The 17,156-nt window shown below is 69.1% G+C and carries 13 protein-coding genes and 3 pseudogenes; 6 read left to right on the forward strand and 10 right to left on the reverse strand.

The genetic code is table 11. The annotated features are described in order from the left end of the window. Positions 1-20: 20 nt before the first annotated feature. From ACIBIW_RS19425 to ACIBIW_RS19440, 4 genes are all read right to left on the reverse strand, one after another. Positions 21-752, reverse strand: a complete 732-nt coding sequence (locus tag ACIBIW_RS19425) for a response regulator transcription factor (RefSeq protein WP_399337704.1) — start codon at positions 750-752, stop codon at positions 21-23. Between the two features lie 204 nt (positions 753-956). After that, positions 957-2,093 (reverse strand): S1C family serine protease, encoded by a 1,137-nt coding sequence (locus tag ACIBIW_RS19430; RefSeq protein WP_399337706.1) that lies wholly within the window; start codon positions 2,091-2,093, stop codon positions 957-959. A gap of 237 nt (positions 2,094-2,330) precedes the next feature. Next, positions 2,331-3,353: a LacI family DNA-binding transcriptional regulator gene (locus tag ACIBIW_RS19435; RefSeq protein WP_399337708.1), complete on the reverse strand. Its 1,023-nt coding sequence runs from the start codon at positions 3,351-3,353 to the stop codon at positions 2,331-2,333. A 118-nt stretch (positions 3,354-3,471) separates the two neighbouring features. Further along, positions 3,472-4,188, reverse strand: coding sequence for a response regulator transcription factor (locus ACIBIW_RS19440; protein ID WP_399337710.1), 717 nt, complete (start codon positions 4,186-4,188; stop codon positions 3,472-3,474). A 185-nt stretch (positions 4,189-4,373) separates the two neighbouring features. Here ACIBIW_RS19440 and ACIBIW_RS19445 point away from each other — a divergent pair, with 185 nt between their 5' ends. From ACIBIW_RS19445 to ACIBIW_RS19460, 4 genes are all read left to right on the forward strand, one after another. Beyond that, positions 4,374-5,228, forward strand: a complete 855-nt coding sequence (locus tag ACIBIW_RS19445; protein ID WP_399337712.1) for an alpha/beta hydrolase — start codon at positions 4,374-4,376, stop codon at positions 5,226-5,228. A 132-nt stretch (positions 5,229-5,360) separates the two neighbouring features. After that, the gene (locus tag ACIBIW_RS19450) at positions 5,361-5,615 is read left to right on the forward strand and encodes a MoaD/ThiS family protein (protein ID WP_399337714.1); all 255 of its coding nucleotides are present in this window, start codon (positions 5,361-5,363) and stop codon (positions 5,613-5,615) included. A 58-nt stretch (positions 5,616-5,673) separates the two neighbouring features. Beyond that, positions 5,674-7,116 (forward strand): hypothetical protein, encoded by a 1,443-nt coding sequence (locus ACIBIW_RS19455; RefSeq protein ID WP_399337716.1) that lies wholly within the window; start codon positions 5,674-5,676, stop codon positions 7,114-7,116. 198 nt (positions 7,117-7,314) lie between these two features. Beyond that, positions 7,315-7,524, forward strand: coding sequence for a hypothetical protein (locus ACIBIW_RS19460; protein ID WP_399337718.1), 210 nt, complete (start codon positions 7,315-7,317; stop codon positions 7,522-7,524). Between the two features lie 97 nt (positions 7,525-7,621). On the opposite strand, the pseudogene ACIBIW_RS19465 reads toward ACIBIW_RS19460, so the two are convergent. The 6 genes and pseudogenes from ACIBIW_RS19465 to ACIBIW_RS19490 form a co-directional block, all read right to left on the reverse strand. Beyond that, positions 7,622-8,792, reverse strand: a pseudogene (locus tag ACIBIW_RS19465) (tyrosine-type recombinase/integrase). Continuing rightward, positions 8,792-8,992: an excisionase family DNA-binding protein gene (locus ACIBIW_RS19470; protein ID WP_399337720.1), complete on the reverse strand. Its 201-nt coding sequence runs from the start codon at positions 8,990-8,992 to the stop codon at positions 8,792-8,794. The pseudogene ACIBIW_RS19465 and the gene ACIBIW_RS19470 overlap by 1 nt, the downstream one beginning before the upstream one ends. Then, a pseudogene (locus ACIBIW_RS19475) lies at positions 8,989-10,343 on the reverse strand (replication initiator). The gene ACIBIW_RS19470 and the pseudogene ACIBIW_RS19475 overlap by 4 nt, the downstream one beginning before the upstream one ends. A 373-nt stretch (positions 10,344-10,716) precedes the next feature. Then, positions 10,717-10,920: a hypothetical protein gene (locus ACIBIW_RS19480; RefSeq protein WP_399337722.1), complete on the reverse strand. Its 204-nt coding sequence runs from the start codon at positions 10,918-10,920 to the stop codon at positions 10,717-10,719. Positions 10,921-10,923: 3 nt separating this feature from the next. Continuing rightward, complete coding sequence (locus ACIBIW_RS19485) at positions 10,924-12,321, reverse strand: FtsK/SpoIIIE domain-containing protein (protein ID WP_399337724.1); 1,398 nt, start codon at positions 12,319-12,321, stop codon at positions 10,924-10,926. Further along, positions 12,318-12,678, reverse strand: a pseudogene (locus ACIBIW_RS19490) (hypothetical protein). The gene ACIBIW_RS19485 and the pseudogene ACIBIW_RS19490 overlap by 4 nt, the downstream one beginning before the upstream one ends. Before the next feature lie 194 nt (positions 12,679-12,872). On the opposite strand from ACIBIW_RS19490, the gene ACIBIW_RS19495 reads away from it, so the two are divergent. Both ACIBIW_RS19495 and ACIBIW_RS19500 read left to right on the forward strand, forming a co-directional pair. Continuing rightward, positions 12,873-13,613, forward strand: a complete 741-nt coding sequence (locus ACIBIW_RS19495) for a GntR family transcriptional regulator (protein WP_399337726.1) — start codon at positions 12,873-12,875, stop codon at positions 13,611-13,613. Positions 13,614-14,534: 921 nt separating this feature from the next. Continuing rightward, complete coding sequence (locus ACIBIW_RS19500) at positions 14,535-17,021, forward strand: hypothetical protein (RefSeq protein ID WP_399337728.1); 2,487 nt, start codon at positions 14,535-14,537, stop codon at positions 17,019-17,021. Positions 17,022-17,156 lie beyond the last annotated feature (135 nt).

Below are 17,156 nucleotides of genomic sequence, written 5' to 3' on the forward strand. Positions count from 1 at the left end.
CGGTGCCGGAGGTGCCTCGGTCACTCGCCGCCGCCAGGCCGCAGTACGTACCCCACGCCGCGCACCGTGTGCACGATCCGGGGCTCGCCGCCCGCCTCCGTCTTGCGGCGCAGGTACATCACGTAGACGTCGAGGGAGTTGGAGGAGGGCTCGAAGTCGAAGCCCCAGACGGCCTTCAGGATCTGCTCCCTGGTGAGGACCTGCCGCGGGTGCGCGAGGAACATCTCCAGCAGGGTGAACTCGGTACGGGTCAGCTCCACCGGGCGCGGGCCCCTGAACACCTCGCGGGTCGCCAGGTCCATCCTGAGGTCGCCGAAGGACAGCACGTTGGAGACGCCGTCCTCCTCGGCGCCGCCCGCGTCGGCGGCGTAGGAGCTGCGGCGCAGCAGCGCCCTGATGCGGGCGAACAGCTCGTCCAGCTCGAACGGCTTCACCAGGTAGTCGTCGGCGCCCGCGTCGAGCCCGGTGACCCGGTCGCCCACGGTGTCGCGCGCGGTGAGCATGAGGATGGGCACCGTGGAGCCGCCCGAGCGGATGCGGCGGGCCGCGGTGAGGCCGTCCATGCGGGGCATCTGGATGTCGAGCACCACCAGGTCGGGCCGGTACTCGGCGGCCTTCTCCAGCGCGTCGGCGCCGTCCACGGCGGTCTCGGTGCCGTAGCCCTCGAAGGCGAGGGAGCGCCGCAGGGCCTCGCGCACGGCGGGCTCGTCGTCGACGATCAGAATCCTCGGTTCGCCTTCTGGGGGAGTCATGCCTGCGTCCTCGGGGTCGGGCTGCCGTGCCCGGTCACCGGGCGCGGCGCGGACAGGGTGTCTGCGGCGCGGCGCCACGGCCTGCGGGCGCGACACCGCGTCTTAGCCTCGCACGGCCGCGCCCTTCGGCACGGCAGCAGGCCGCGGCCGGTCAGGCCCCACACTGCCTGACCGGCCGCGACGGTGGGCGGGGGGTGCCGCGCCTCACCCTCGGAGATGGTCCAGGTCGGCCTTGACGACGTTGATCGGGATGGCGAAGCCGAGACCGACGCTCCCGGAGTCGGACGACGACTGGTCGCCCGAGTACATCGCGGAGCTGATCCCGACGACCTGGCCCTCCATGTTGAGGAGGGCGCCGCCGGAGTTGCCGTGGTTGAGCGAGGCGTCGGTCTGGATCGCCTTGTACGTGGTGGTGCTCGACCCGGTGTCGCCGTTGAACTGCTGCCCGCCGAACCGGAAGGGCCACTCCTGCCCGTCGCTCCCCTGGCCGTTTTGGCCGGAGCCCTGGCTCTGGTCGTCGTCGACAGGCACGGTCACGTCGCGGTTGAGCGCGGAGACGATACCGCTGGTGACGGTGCCGCTCAGGCCCTCGGGGGAGCCGATGGCCACGACGTCGTCGCCGACGCGCAGCGCGTCCGAGTCGCCGAGCGTGGCGGGCTTGAGCCCCGAGGCGCCCTCCAACTGGATCAGCGCGAGGTCCTTGTCGGGGTCGGTGCCCAGGGTGCGCGCGGTGTACGTCTTGCCGTCGCTGGTGCGCACCTTGATGGTCGAGGCGCCCGTCACCACGTGGTTGTTGGTGACGACCTGCCCGCTCTTGGTGATGACCACCCCGGAGCCGAGGGACTCGCCCGAGGCGCTGGTGCTGGTGATCTCGACTATGGCGGGGCTCGCCGCCTGGGCCACCCCGGCGACGGTGCCCTTGCTGCCCGCGGAGACGGTGGTGCCGCTCACGGTCGAAGTGCCGCCGTCGTGGGAGCCGGTGAGCTGCTGGACGCCGTACGCGCTCGCGCCCCCGACGGCCGCCGCCGCGATCGCCACCGCGGCCAGCAGCCCCAGCGGGCCGCGCATCCGGCGCCGGTGGTGTTGGTGCACGGTGGGGGCGTGGGCGGGGGGCGCGGGCGCCGCCGCGAAGGACGCGTAGGTCCCGTCGGGGCCGGTGGGGCCGCCGGGCGCCGTGGTGTTCGGGTGGCCGGTGGTGTCGGGGTGGTCCGTGGCGCCCTGGGGTGCTGGCGCTTCCTGCCCGTAGGGGTGCCGCGGTCCGCCGTGGGGATATGCGGACTGCCGCTCGCTCTCCCCGGGATACTCGGGGTACTCGCCGCCTCGGCGGATGCTCTCGTCCATGTCCCCAAGCCTGTGCGCCGTTCATGAAAGCACCGTGAGGACGTCCTGAGAAGGGCGCGAGAAGCGCGTATGCCCGATATAAGTACCGCCGGGGACGGGGCCGTTCCGGCCGGAGCGCGCGGGCGGGGGACAGCGGCGCGGGGACGACGGCGGCCACCCGGGGGAGCGGCCAGGGGGCGCCCTGGGAGGCGGGCCCGGGAGGCGGGTCGGCGCCTTGGGAGGCGGCCCCGCGAGCGGCTAGGCGCAGCCGCAGGAGCGCCGTACCACCAGCCGGGAAGGGAACTGCCGCAGCCGCTCGCGGTGCGGGCCGCCGGTCCTCGGGCCCTCGTCGAGTACCAGGTCGACGGCGGCGCGGGCCATCGCGGGGCGGTCGGAGGCGACGGTGGTCAGCGGCGGGTCGGTGAGGGCCGCCTCCTTGACGTCGTCGAACCCGGCGACCGCCAGCTCGCCCGGCACGTCGATCCGCAGCTCGCGCGCGGCCCGCAGCACCCCGATGGCCTGGTCGTCGGTGGCGCAGACGATCGCGGGCGGCCTGCGCGGCCCTGCGAGCAGCCCGAGGGCGACCTCGTACGCGTCGTAGCGGTTGTACGGGGCCTGGAAGAGGCGCCCCTCGATGGGCCGCCCCGCCTCCCGCATCGCGCGCCGCCACCCCTCGACATGGTCGGTGACCGGGTCGCCGACGGCGGGGGTCTCCTCGATGCCGCCGAGGCAGGCGACGTAAGCGCAGCCGTGTTCCAGCAGGTGGCGGGTGGCGAGCTGGGCGCCGCCGACGTCGTCCGTGACGACCGCGACGTCCTCGATCGCCTCGGGGCGGCGGTGCAGCAGCACCACCCGGGCGTCCCACGCGTCGATCTCGACGGCGGCGGTCTCGCTCGGACCCTGGCTGACCAGGATGAGGCCGGAGACCCGCATGCCGAGGAACGCCCGCAGATAGTGCACCTCGCGCTCGTCGAGGTAGTCGGAGTTGCCGACGAGCACCATCTTGCCGCGCTCGGCCGCGGCCTGTTCGACGGCGTGGGTCATCTCGGCGAAGAACGGCTGCCGGGCGTCCGGGACGATCATGCCTATGAGGTCGGTGCGCCGCGACGCCATGGCCTGCGCGACCCGGTCGGGCCGGTAGCCCAGCTCCTTGATGGCGGCGAGCACCCGCTCCCGGGTGGCCGGGGCGACGGGCCGCGGTCCGTTGTTGATCACATAGCTCACGACCGCGGTCGAAGTACCCGCCAGCCGCGCCACATCGTCCCGCGTCACCTTGGCCACGCCGAGAGTCTACGCGGATGGACCGGTTCCCCATCCCGGGCGGGGACGGAATTCCCCGCCGGGACGGCACACCCGGGATCGCCGCGGGCGGGAGCGTGCCCCCGCGCCGCGGCGGTCCTCACCCCGCCGGCTGCGGCTCCCTGGCCTGCTTGGCCTGCTCGGGCGGCTCGGGGGTGACGAAGCGGTAGCCGACGTTGCGCACGGTGCCGATCAGCGACTCGTGCTCCGGGCCGAGCTTCGCCCGCAGCCTCCGTACGTGCACGTCGACGGTCCTGGTGCCGCCGAAGTAGTCGTAGCCCCACACCTCCTGGAGGAGCTGGGCGCGGGTGAACACCCGCCCCGGGTGCTGGGCCAGGTACTTCAGCAGCTCGAACTCCTTGAAGGTCAGGTCGAGGACCCGGCCCTTCAGCTTCGCGCTGTACGTGGCCTCGTCCACCGAGAGATCACCGTTGCGGATCTCCATCGGGGAGTCGTCGTTCACGATCTGCTGGCGCCCCGTCGCGAGCCGCAGCCGCGCCTCGACCTCCGCGGGCCCCGCCGTGTCCAGCAGCACGTCGTCCACGCCCCAGTCGGCGGAGACCGCGGCGAGGCCGCCCTCCGTCACCACGAGCACGAGCGGGCAGCCGGGCCCGGTCGAGCGCAGGAGCTGGCAGAGGCTGCGTACGTGCGGCAGATCACGCCTGCCGTCGACGAGGATCACGTCGGCGCCCGGGGTGTCCACCAGCGCGGGGCCCTCGGCGGGCGCCACCCGTACCTGGTGCAGCAGCAGCCCGAGGGCCGGCAGCACCTCGGTCGAGGGCTGGAGGGCATTGGTCAGGAGAAGGAGTGAACTCAACGGCCTCCACCCGCCTCAGTGGTCCGACTGTGGTGCTTCGCTCGCTTGCCCATACGTCGCTTCCTCCTCGGTCCCTGGTGGGTACCGCACGCCTCGCGAGACGCGTTCGTATACAACGGCCCGGAAAGCACAAAAGGACCCGAAGGCGTCGATGCCCGGGTCCCACTCGCGACAGAATAACCCACATGAGCGTGGTACGGGCAGGTGGAGACGGGCGCACAGAAGCGGACGGGACGGGGCGCGCGGGCCTTCGCACCCTGTTGAGGGCGGCGGACGGGGTCCGTATCGACGTGGCCTACCGGCCTGGTCCCGGGGGCCGCGAAGGGCGCGGGGGGCCCGATGTGATCGTGGTCGCGCACGGCTTCACGGGCGATCTGGACCGTCCGCACATCCGCCGTATCGCGGCCGGTTTCGCCCGTCGTGCCGCCGTGGTGACCTTCACGTTTCGGGGGCACGGGCGCTCGGGGGGCCGCTCCACGGTGGGCGACCGGGAGGTGCTCGACCTCGCGGCCGCGGTCGCCTGGGCCCGGTCGCTCGGGCACCGCAGGGTCGCCACCGTCGGCTTCTCGATGGGCGGCTCCGTGGTGCTGCGGCACGCGGCGCTGCACGGGGGCGGGGACCCGGACACGGACGCCGGGCGCACCGCGCGGACGCGCACCGACGCCGTGGTCTCCGTCAGCGGGCCCGCGCGCTGGTTCTACCGCGGCACCGCCCCGATGCGGCGGGTGCACTGGCTGGTCACCCGCCCCGCGGGCCGGGTCGTCGGCCGCTACGGGCTGCGCACCCGCATCCACGACAAGGACTGGGACCCGGTGCCGCTGTCCCCCGTGCAGGCGGTGCCGCTGATCGCGCCGACGCCGCTGCTGATCGTGCACGGCGACCGCGACCCGTACTTCCCGCTCGACCACCCCCGGATGCTGGCCACCGCGGGCGCGGGCGCGGCCGACCTGTGGCTGGAGCAGGGCATGGGCCACGCGGAGCACGCCACCACCGACGCCCTGGTGGCGCGGATCGGGGAGTGGCTGGAGAAGCGCGGATAGGCCGGGGGCGCGCGGCCGCGCCCCGTCCGGGTGGCGCTGCGGGCCGCCGGAGGCAGGCATGATGGACGGCGGCACCGCAGCGGCAGTCGGACGGCGGCACCGTCGCGGGAGACGGAGGAGAGGGAGGCGCCCATGGCCACCGGCACCATCCGCTACTGGGCGGCCGCCAAGGCGGCGGCCGGTACGGCCGAGGAGGCGTACGACGCGGGCACGCTCGCCGAGGCGCTGGCCGCGGTGCGCTCCCGGCACCCGGGCGAGCTGGCACGGGTGCTGACGCGCTGCTCCTTCCTCGTCGACGGCAACCCCGTCGGCAGGCGCGGCCATGAGACGGTACGGCTTGCCGAAGGCGGCACGGTCGAGGTGCTCCCGCCGTTCGCGGGAGGGTGAAGACGGCCACGATGGCGGTCACGACGGTTCACGACGGTTGAGGACGGTAAGGACGCCCATGAGTGAGCAGCCGGGCGGGGACCACTGGCCCGCGGCCCATCACGAGCACGGGTACGGCGACCAGCCCGAGCAGGGCCACCCCGGCCCGTACGCCCCGCCGCCCGCGGCGGGCGGTGCGCCGGGGCCCGCCCAGCAGTGGGAGGGCCAGACCTGGGAGACCCACACCCAGCCGGTGGTCCAGGACACCGGGGCGGAGACGGCCTACCTCCCCAGGACCGAAGGCCACGGCTACGCCCAGGGACCCGGCGCCCCCCAGCAGCAGCCCTACGCCCCCGGGCCCCAGCAGGGCTCCGGCTACGGCGGCCCCGGGTACCCCCAGGCATACCCCGACGCTTATCCGGACGCGTACCCCGACGCCTCCTACCCGGACGCCTCCTACCCCGACGCCTCGTACGGCGCCGCCCCCTCCTACGGCGGCCCCGCGTACCCCGCCTCCTACGGCGACCCCGCGGGCGCCCCGCCGCGACAGCCCGCGCCCGGGCCCCCGTACGGCGCCACGCCCCCGCACACCGCGTACGCGAACCCGGCGGCGGCCCCCGGCGGCGCCCCCGACCACGGCGACCACGGCTACGCCCACCCCGGCGCCCAGCCCGCGCCCGCGCCCGGACCCCAGGACCACACCCAGGAGCCCGAGGGCGACCGCGGCGGCTACGGGCCCGCCACCCTCTCCGGTAACGCCCGGGTCACCGACGCCCAGCGGGCCAGGGCCGAGGGCCGCTCGCCGATCATCGAGCCCGGCATGCAGCCCGCCGCGCTCACCGCGCTGCTCGGGCTGCTCCTCGCGGGCGGCGCGGCCGTCGGCCCGTACGGGCTGCTGGTGCCGCTGGTGCTGTTGCAGGCGGTGACGGCGGCCGGCTGGTTCCGGCTGAACGGGATGTGGCCCGCCCGGCAGGGCATCGCGCTGGCGTTCCTCGGCGGCGTGGTGGCGGACGCGGTGCTGCTCGGCGTGGGCCGCGAGTACGCGCCCGCGGCGATCCTCGGCACCCTCGGCGTCTGGGTGCTGCTGGCGCTCGCCCTCCAACTGCGCAGCCACGCCTCGGCCGACGAGCGGATCGCGGGGCTGATGGCGACGGTGGTCTCGGCGGCGCTGGCGATCGTGGCCGCGGGGCACCTCGGCGCCGACCGGGACGCGGTGCTGGTCGGCGGCGTGGCGGTCGCGGCGGCGATCGTGGCCCGCGCGCTGCCGCTGCCGCTGCCCGCCTCGGTGGTGCTGAGCCTGGCCGTGGGCGGCGCGGCGGGCTTCGCCGCGGGCGGCGCGGGCGACTTCGGCGCCAGGGCGGGCACGGCGCTCGGCGTAGCGGCGGCCCTCTCGGCCCTGATCGGCCACCGCGCCGCCAGCTACGACTACCCCTCCCGCTTCGTCCACATGACAGCAGGCATCGCCCTCCCCCTCACCGCCGCGGCCCCCGCGGTATACGCCCTGGGGGAATGGCTGACCTGAGCACGGCCCCGGGGGGCTGGGAAGCGGGCCTGCCGCGGCCCCCGCGGGCCCTCTCGCACCGAACGGTCTCCTTCACACCTCATGTGCGCGATTTGGCCTGATCGGGGCATCTTTCTGACGGGTAGTCGTGATCCGCCTGCGGAGCGTCGCATCCGTGCAGCAAACTGGGTTGATCAGGCGACGTCTTGGGGGTGGACGATGACAGTGGTCGAGCAGTGGACGGCCGATCACGACGACGAGACGGTGATCGTCGTCACCGAGGAGGAGTTCCTCGCGGCCGCGCGGCGCGCGTTGGACGATCTCGGTCTGACCTACGCCGAGTTAAAGGACCAGGCGCGGCGGCACGACTTCACGTCGGCCCAGGCGCACGCCCTTTGGGTATCCATCGGCGGCACGGTTGACCTCTGAGCTTCCCAAGCTCAGAGCGCGAGTTCGATTCTCGTCACCCGCTCCAAAGAAAAGCCCCAGGCCGTCGGCCCGGGGCCTTCGTGTTATCTAGACCTCTCTAAGCGTCGCGTGCCAGATCCGTGCCAGATTGGCCGTCCGGCATCTTTCGTGCAGCTTTTCGCTGCCGCTGAACCAGCCTGTCGAGTCCGGCTGCAACTTCCTGCTGCCGCTCCATATCCGAATGCTGATACATGAGCGCGGCCCGCTCCGAGGACTGCCCGGCGCGCACCATCGTGTCCTTCAGGGTGGCGCCCGAACGAGTGGCCAGGGTGTGCCCTGTGTGCCGCAGGTCGTAGAAGCGGAATGTCTCCGGCAGCCCGACCGCAGTCCGCGCCCTTGCGCCACTTCCGGCCGAAGGTCGACCGCCGGAACGGCTTGCCCCGCTCCCCCACGAAGAGGAGCCCATCCGTCCCCGCCTGCGCGTACCAATCCAAATGTCGCCGCAACTCGATGTGCAGGAACGGCGGCAGGACCACGAGCCGCTTGCCCGCATCCGACTTGGTCGGCCCCTCAGCCCTCCGACCTGTCGTGAGCTTCGGCGCCGCCTGCCGAACGCGGACCGTCATCGTGTCCAGGTCGACATCCCAGCGGCGTAACTCCGCTTGCTCCTCGGGACGCAGCGGCCCGTATGCACCGAAGTAGACCATCAGCCGCCAGCGCGGCCCGAGGGCAGAGGCCAGCGCGTCTACCTGCTCGACGGTCGCGATGGAGCGTTCGGCTGCCGTCTCCTTCCCGGCCCCCCGGATGCGGCAGGGGTTGCGGCGGATCAGCTCGTCCTCGGTCGCGGTCTCCAAGATCGCCTTGAGGAGCCGGTAGCTCTTGGCGACGGTGGTTTCCGCGCCGGTCGCATCGAGCCGTTCGGCGCGCCAGCTCCGCACCTGCGGCGGAGTGATCTTGTCGAGATCGAGTTCCCCGAAGGTGGGCAGGATGTGCAGCCTCAGCAGACGCTTGTACAGCTCGTCAGTAGTCGGGGCAAGTCGACGCTCCCTGACCCAGCGGAGCGCGTACTCCGCGAAGGGTACGGCCGACGCCTCCGGGTCCTGCCAGTCACCGCGGCGGATCTCTGTCCGCTTCTCCGCGAGCCAGTCATCCGCCTCCCGAACCGTCGCGAAGGTCACGGGCGCCGGCCTCATGACGTCATCGGGGCCGGGGTACCGCGCCTGGAAGCGCCCGGAAGGCAGCTTGCGAACGGCGCCGAACGTACGCCGCTTGCCTTTCTTGTTCGCCATTAGGCAGCCCTCCTTCGGCGTCCCACGGGCACGACTGTGTTGCGCGTGATGAAGTCGTTCAGCGTGGTTTCCGGGATACGGACGTGACGCCCTACGCGGACGAAGACGATGCGCCGCTCGGCGATCAGGCGCCGGGGAAAGCGCTGCGTGGTCCCCAGGCGTTCGGCAACCTCAGGCACGGAGAGAAGGCGTTCGCTCATGCCCGCGCCTCCTGCTTCGCCGCCCGGATGCCCGCCGCGATGAGCGCTTCGTCCGGGGCGTAGCCGCGCCCGGCGAAAGCCCAGCGGCTCACGGTGACGACGGACCGGTCGGCCAGGCCGAGTGCGGCGCGCTGCTGGTCGGCACGATGCTTTGCACGAGCTGTCCGCAGCGCGGTCAACGTGGTCGAGTACCGCCGGGACTTCGAGGAGAAGTGGCCGCCGTAGCCGAGCATGTGGGCCCAGCGCCGCAGGCCCAGAGGCTCGAAGTCCGGCAGCGCCCCCAGCCACCAACACGTACTGATCATGCGCAGCGTGTGGGTTCGCACAGGTAGGACCGCGAAATCGGCCGCATGACGAATACGAGTGTCGACGGCGCCCGCCGCTTCCGCACCCTTTGTGGCGTACTTGGCGATGTACGCGGCGGCGGCCGCCGACGTCAGCCGCTCGCCCGCACCGAACTCCGCGATGGGTCGTACGTCGATTTGCTGCCCGAAGCGCAGCATGCGCGGCCCGATCACCTCGCTGCCTGGTGCGATCAGTCGGACCCGGCCGGCAGCCTCCCGAACAGCGCCGGTCAGGAGTCGGGTAGTCGCCCAGGTCGGTGGTGCCGAGTCGGGTCCGTCCGGGCCGTCGAGTCGGATGACGGCATGGAAGTGGATGAGCCCCAGCCGCTGGTACTCGGCAACCGTCGCGTAGGAGAGGCGCAGCCGTCGGGCAAGGTCGGCCCGGGTGGCGCCAACCCGCCGCGCCATCTCGCGGCGCAGCTCCAAGGCAAAACGGTGCCACAGCCGCCCCGCGTGAGCCTGCCAGAGCACTGCCCCCGAGTCGTAGCAGCGCGGGCACAGCGGCTCCCCAAGCCGCACGTCGTCGTCTCCGCGTCGCGTACGGCACCCGAGGAGCGCGCCGTGCGGGCACCGCTTGGCCGTGCGCCGAGGTCGGCATGACCGAACACGACCGCCGTGTTCCCGGCGAGTGTGGACCGCACCGAAGCCGGGCGCGGTGAGGGGCGCGAAGACACGCGGGTGCCCGCCACCGACGCCGCAGTCTCCTTGCCGCCGACCAAGCCAGCACGAATGAGCTGATACGTGTCCGCACGGTAGAGCGCGGCGCAGGTCGGGCAGACACTCGCCCGCCGGTTTCCACAGGCTGTGAGCAACCGGCCGCCACGATCCTCGGACGAGAAGGAGTGCAGGGCTTCCCCGCTCGTGGCATCGAAGAGGGTGGCGTTTCCGACCAGGTAAATGGGGTTGGTGCAACCGTCCAGGCGCACGACGCCGCTGTACCAAGAGGCGAAGTCACCGGCCGACGCGCGCTCGACCAGCGCGGCCACGGCGATCGGTGTCCGGTTCATCGGCCACCTCCGAAGGCGTGGGCCATCACGGTGGCGATTGCTTCCGCACGGGTCTTGGCACTGAACCTGAGCGTCGGGCAGCCACAGTGCTGCGGCGTGGGCCGGGCAGAGTCGCTGTTCTGCACCGTCTCGATCGACCAGCACGGCTTCCGGACGACCGACACAGGTGGGGTTCTCCGACTCGCGGAGCGCACAGCGGTACTGCGGAGATTTGCGCGAGTAGGTGGGGTTGGTCAAAGTGTGAGTGCTCCTTTTGCTGCTCGTGTGGCGGTTGGAGTGGGCTTCCGGCGGGGGCGGGTTTGGCGACTTCGCGCCCCGTCGGAGGCCGTTGGAGACGAGTGCGGCATGGGAACCTCCCTCATTTCGTAGCAGGTCAGAAGTGGAGTTGACCGAGGAAGCCGCCCACCCCCTCCAGCGCGGCACGGATGGCGGGTGCCGCTGCGGTGGTCGCGACGAGGAAGCCGAAGACCGAGCAGAGCAGGAACTCCACCCACCGCAGGTAGCGGATGCGCAGCAGGAACCAGATCATGAGGCCGAGCAGCAGCGCGGCCGACATGGTGACGAGCACGGCGGACACCTCTCATGTGTGATCACGGGGGCTCTCGGCGTCGGGGTTGTCGCCGTCGAGCCGTTCCAGGTGGACCGCAGGCCCGGCGGACGGAGAACCGAAGAAGTCGGCCAGCTCGGGCAGGTACGGGGTCAGGTGCGCGTACTCGGCCGCGGTCGCCTCGGCCTGCGTCTCCGAGACGAGGTGTGACCGGGCCCGTTCCCACCCATCGCCGGACGCCAGGACCGCCGTACCGGCTTGGTCGGGCCGAATGGCTTGAGCCGCCTTGATGGCGTCCGGGTTGAGATCGCCGAGCGCCACCTCGGCCGTACCGGGATCGGCCACTCGATGGCAGACCCGACCGCCGAGTTGCGCGCGCAGGGCGGTGACGCCGGGCCCAAGGTCGGAGCCGACCCGTTGGCCGGCCACAACGAGGAACACCCCAAGCGCTGCGCCCAGTTGGGCCAGGCGGATGAGCGCCGTACCAGCCGCCTGCGCTTCGTCCTTCTCGCTGCGATTGGCCAGGAGGAAGAGTTCCGCGATCTCGTAAACGATCACGACGACGGGCGTAGGCCGGTCCTCTTCGGGCAGTCCCCAGATGTTCCGGACACGAGCCGTCCGGCAGACCGCCATCCGGTCGAGCGCCAGGTCGACGAGCGCGGACAGCAGCTTGACCGCTTGTCGCCGATCGGTCGCCAGGGCCGACAACCGAGGTCCGTAGAGCGACAGCTCCATGCCACCCTTGCAGTCGACACCGACCAATGCGATCGGTTGTGGCGCCAGGCCCGCCACCAGGGCGTTGATGAGCGTCGACTTGCCAGAGCGAGTGGCACCGACGATCAGCCAGTGCGGTACCTCCCGAAGGTCGATCATCCACTGCGCACCCGTCTCCAGAGCCCCGACAGCCACCCGCAACAGCTGAACGGCTCCTCGCTGCCTCGGAAAGCGGGGCTCCCGCAGTGGATCGGTGGCAGAGGCCACAACGCGCACGACGCCAGGTCGGTGAGGCGTGACGCGCACAGCATGCACCTGCCAGCCCTCGGCCATGGCGGGGGCCGCCTTGGCGAACGCATCCGGCACCTGCCCCGGTAGCAGCCTCACCAGGAGCCAGAAGCCGCCGGCCGTCGGATGCAGCACGCCGCGAGCCGGAACACGCGGCTGCGGTGGCGGCGCGCCCTTGCCGACAAGCCCGGAGACCACGACGAGCGCCGCCTTGCGGCTCACGGCCAGTCCGCACCCGGCCATCAGCGGACGCCACGTCCGCGCCAACCGCACCCAGGCACAGGGAAAACCGACGAGGTACCACCAGGCGACCGGGTACCGGTGCCGGAGAATCGGCGTGATCGCCAACAGAGCCACCGCCAGGACCGCAAGCACCAACAGTGCTATGCCGGGCCCGTGGGCAGAGGACTGTACGGCCAGGTCGGTCACCGCGCACCGCCCTTGGCCGCCGTGCCGCCAGAAGACGGCGGGGCGGAGAGAGGCTTGATCTCGGCCGCTCGGAAGGCGACACCGTGCCGGCCGCCGTTCTCCCACGGAGTGGCCACCAGGTCCCGGACCTGCACCGGCATGCCGACTTGCACGCCGCGCGGCTCGCCGGCAACGCTCACGTTGACCACCTCGGCCGTCGCGCCGGACATCAGGCACAGCCCGACCTGAAACACGGTCTGCCCCGTGTCGCGGTCGACGCGGACCTGCCCCGTCTCCCTGTTGGCGACGCGCGGGGCCGGGGGGCACCGCACAGAAGATCCCGGTGAACTTGCTCGTATCGATCGGAAGGCTTGCCACTGCTCACAACTCCTTTGGTTCATCGATCCGTAGTTACCGGCTACGGGATGACTTCCACCCGTAGTACGGACGGTGATGACAAGAATGCGACCCGCAGTACGGGTTGTCAAGCGAGATGGCGTGAGAGATGCTGTCCACGATCGTGGGCAGCACCAGAACCAGCCCCGACAGGCCAGAGCACCAACGGAGACGCGATGCCATCCGAGCGAACGCCCGCCAAGTACCGGCAGATCGCAGAGCACCTGCGCGCGGGCATCCTGGACGGCACCTACCCGGCCGGCCAACCGCTCCCCTCTGAAGAGGTCCTGGCCAAGCAGTTCGGGGTGACCAGGCCGACCGTGCGCCAGGGCATCGCGGAGCTACGGGCCGCCGGGCTTGTCGAGGTCATGATGGGCCGCGGGATGTTCGTCCGCTCGCCCCACTCGCGCCCGAGCTACACGCGTCCTCGCGGCGTCCGGAGCGACAGCAACGGCCGCTACGTCGAGGCTGACGGCCTGCGCTGGACAGACGCCGAGGAACCCGCGGTCACCCGCACTGACGCTCCGCTAGCGCTCGCGGACCTCCTGGACATCCCGCCGGGCGAGCCCATGTACACCTACGACGCGGTGCAGACCGCCGACCGGGGCCGCCTCCGCCAACTCCACCGCACCCACGTGCCGTTCTCGGTTCTCCTCGACACGAAGTACGAGGAGAAAGCGCCGCCGCCGGCTCCGCAGCTCTACGGCGCGCTCAGGGACCTCGGTCACGACCTCCAGTTCACGGAGTACCTGCGCACCCGCATGCCGCTCCCAGACGAGGCCAAGGCCCTACGCCTCCCCGACGGAGTCCCGTTGCTGCACATCCTCCGGGTCACGCTGAACAGAGAGAGCAAGCCGCTGGCCCTGGAGGAGTTCCAACTCCCCGGAGACGACTTGGAGCTGAGCTACAACCTCTGACGCCGAGGACTGGTGGCTCAAACTTTCTCTACGTCTTCAAGCCCCGGCTGCGCTCCGCTCCGCCGGGCGCGCTTCCCGGCTCCGCTCGGGGCTGCGCTCATGCCTTCGGCCCGCGCTGCCCCGGCTGCGCCGACGCCCGCCCACAGTGGATAGGCCCGGAGGTCATGAGTCGATCATCCAACGACGCGGCCCACGGTCACAGACGATGCCTCCGGCGGGGGATCGGCCGGCACCGGGTGGGAGGGGGCGCCGTACCCGGCCGCGGGCACATCGCGGCGAGCGTTGGGGGCTCCCATCCCGTCCACCGTCGCCCCAGGCAGAGCCGAGCAGACGCGGCCCATGGCGTCCAGGTCGTTCGTACAGTGGCGCGCTCCACCTGGACGCCATGAACCACGCCCGCTCCACAGACGTGTGGGTCGACGGCGGACGGGATGGGAGCTGGGGTGAGTGGTGGGCTGGGGTAGAGGATGCCGCCATGGCAGATGAACTGAGACGCCCTCTCAGCGAGCTTCGGCAAGGCGAGACAGTCCGAGCAACGATCACTAGTCACCAGCCATGGGGCCTCACAGCACAGCTCGTCGAGTACGAGCCGGTGGGCGCCTCCCTGGACACGATTCGACGAGGCAGCGAGCCGGGGCTGAAGCGACTCGTGCAGGAGCTGCCACCCGTGGGGGCGATGGACCTCGCCGTACCCAGTCCCGCCGAAGACTGACCACACGGGGCTGCCGTAACCCTGCGGGACAACCTCGCAGGCAGGCTGACTCAGCTCTTCGGCAGGAGCGCGTGAACTCCCTGGGCCGCACACTTGAAGCCTCGACGCCATCAAAGCACCTCGCACCGTCGGTCACATGCGGATCGACACGTCTTCAGAACGAAACCCTTCGAAGCCGTGGCACACAGCGGTACGTTGATGGATGATTAATGAGCACATGGATGCGCATCGGAGCAAACAGATCTCTGGAGCCAGGGGGACACGTGGATCCTTATGCCAATGCACGGGAAGAGCTCAAGGGCCTCCTCAACTCTCCCACCGTCGGCAGTGGAGCGAATGAGGACACGACTCGGCTCCATTTGATTGACGCCCTTTTGTTTAGCTGTCTAGGCTGGAAGCCGCAAGAGACAGTGACAGAGGATCACCACAACGGAACCTACGTCGACTACGCCGTGGGCACACCGGCTACCCATTTCATCCTAGAAGCCAAAAAAGAAGGAATCACTTTCAGCCTTCCACCTGGTATCGTCGGACGGCACGCAATCTCCGTCCCAACTCTACTGGAAGACGAAAATACCGCTAAGGCGATCCGCCAGGTTCTCGGTTACTGCCAAGAGCGCGGAGTTCCTATCGGCATTATTTCAAATGGACATCAACTAGTTGCGTTCTTTGCCTCTCGACAAGATGGCGTGCCACCCCTGAAAGGTAATGCTCTAGTTTTCAGCTCGCTTAAAGAGATGCACGACGACTTCCCGACGTTGTGGGGTCATCTTTCCAAGTCGGCATTCGCTACGCGCAGCCTTCAAAGATACCTGCTTGGCAGAAAACCACAGATCCTCGCCCCAGAAAAGCTCTCCAACTCGATCAATAACTACCCCGGCTTCAGGCGGCGAACCGAACTTGAAACTGACCTCAAGATGCTTGGTCAGCTCTTCATCCAGGACCTTGAGCACGAAAAGCAGATCTCAGATGAATTCGTTAGAGATTGCTATTGCGCAAGCGGAGCCCTGTCTCAGTATTCAATGGTCAGCCGCGAAGTCCTTAGGGCTCGTTACGCTTCTGTCGCCGACGCCGTAGCAGGAGGCGTCGAACAGGTGACTGCCAAGAAGGGCCTTAACCCAAAGCTGACGGTCGATATGGTCACGGCTGCCCTCAGTCGACGCCCCATCATTCTCCTCGGCGACGTGGGGGTGGGCAAGAGCATGTTCCTTCGCCACCTAATTAGGGTCGACGCCAAGGAAGTTCTTGTTAAATCAATCATCCTCTATGTCGACTTTATCCGAGAACCCGTTTTTGTAACAGATCTGCCAATGTACATTACGGACCGCATGACAGAGCAGCTTGAGGCCGAGCACGGTATCGACATTCAAGAGCGGGGCTTTGTGCGCTCGGTCTACAACAAGGAGATCAACAGATTCAAGCGCACGATCTTTGGGGATGATTCGGATCCCGCGGAATATCGAAAGCGTGAGCTTGGAATGCTCGCAGGGCATCTGTCCAACGAATTTGAGCATTTGCGTCGCTCTTTGGAACACATCAAGGCAACATCCGGAAAGTCGCCGCTCGTAATTCTCGATAACATCGACCAGCGTCCGCCCGAATTCCAAGAGAGCATTTTCGAGTCTGCGCACTCAATTGCAGATTCTTGGCCAGGCACCGTATTTGTCTCAATCCGCCCTGGCACGTTCTTTCAATCTCGCGCGCACGGAGCATTGGCCGCATATCAGACTCGGGTATTTACGATCGCCCCAGCGAGGACGGATCAAGTGGTATCGAAGCGGCTTGAGTACGCCCGGAACAAGGTTGTCGAGTCAGGTGTCGAAGGCGTTTTCCCCGAAAATCTATCCATCGACGACGGCGACCTCATCGCTTACCTCGACGCCCTCATTAGAGCCTTTAAAATTGATGGGGAGTTGAAATCCCTGATCGACAACATGAGTGGCGGAAATACGCGAACTGCTCTTCTTTTTCTGTTTACGTTCATCGGGAGCGGATACGTTTCGACCCAACGCGTTTTGGATGTTGCCTCGTCAGGAAAAGTCTACACAGTTCCAATGCACGAGTTCATTCGTGCCATCGTCTTCGGTGACTACGACTACTTCAACCCGGAAGCTAGTGCGGTCTGCAATCTATTCGATATCTCAACAAACGACGGCCGTGAGCACTTCCTCCTTCCCAGTATTTTGGCTCATTCCCAGCGAATCGCGGAGAGTGCGGGCAATGACGGCCTCGTCTCCGCAGCCAGCATCTACTCCTTCTGTCAGGGGCTAGGTTTTTCCCAGGAGCAGATTGGCGCACAGCTTGATCGAGCCACGAAGAAGAACCTGCTGCGATTCTCTGATGCCCTCGACGGTGGTTCTTATCAGCCCACCAGCGTGGGCAGCTATCTTTACAGAAAAATGATTCATTCGTTCAGCTACGTCGACGCCATGACCGTGGATACTCCGATCGTGGATCCCAGCATCCGTCGTAGTATTGGCGATGTCCACACCATCAAGGAGCGCGTACAGCGCACAAAGGAATTCCGGGCATATCTGGATTCCCAATGGGTTCCGTTCGAAACTACGGCAAGCGAACTTCCCTTTCGCTGGAACGAAGTAAGCCTCATGTTGGCTGACGATATTGCAGATGCTGAGCGAAAGGCCCAAGGCGCCGCACAGCGGCGGGCCGAGTCGTCCCCGAATTTCTGGGGATAGCCGTCACCTCGCAAGATGCCAGCCCTGGGTGAGAGCCGATGTGATGGCAGCGCTGACATCACAGGGCAGCACCGCGGCGCTCGGCGCTCCGAACCAGTTGCTGGCATGAGGCTGATTCGTGGTGACCACGAGGAC

The organism is Streptomyces sp. NPDC050560 (assembly GCF_044457285.1).
Taxonomy (GTDB): domain Bacteria; phylum Actinomycetota; class Actinomycetes; order Streptomycetales; family Streptomycetaceae; genus Streptomyces.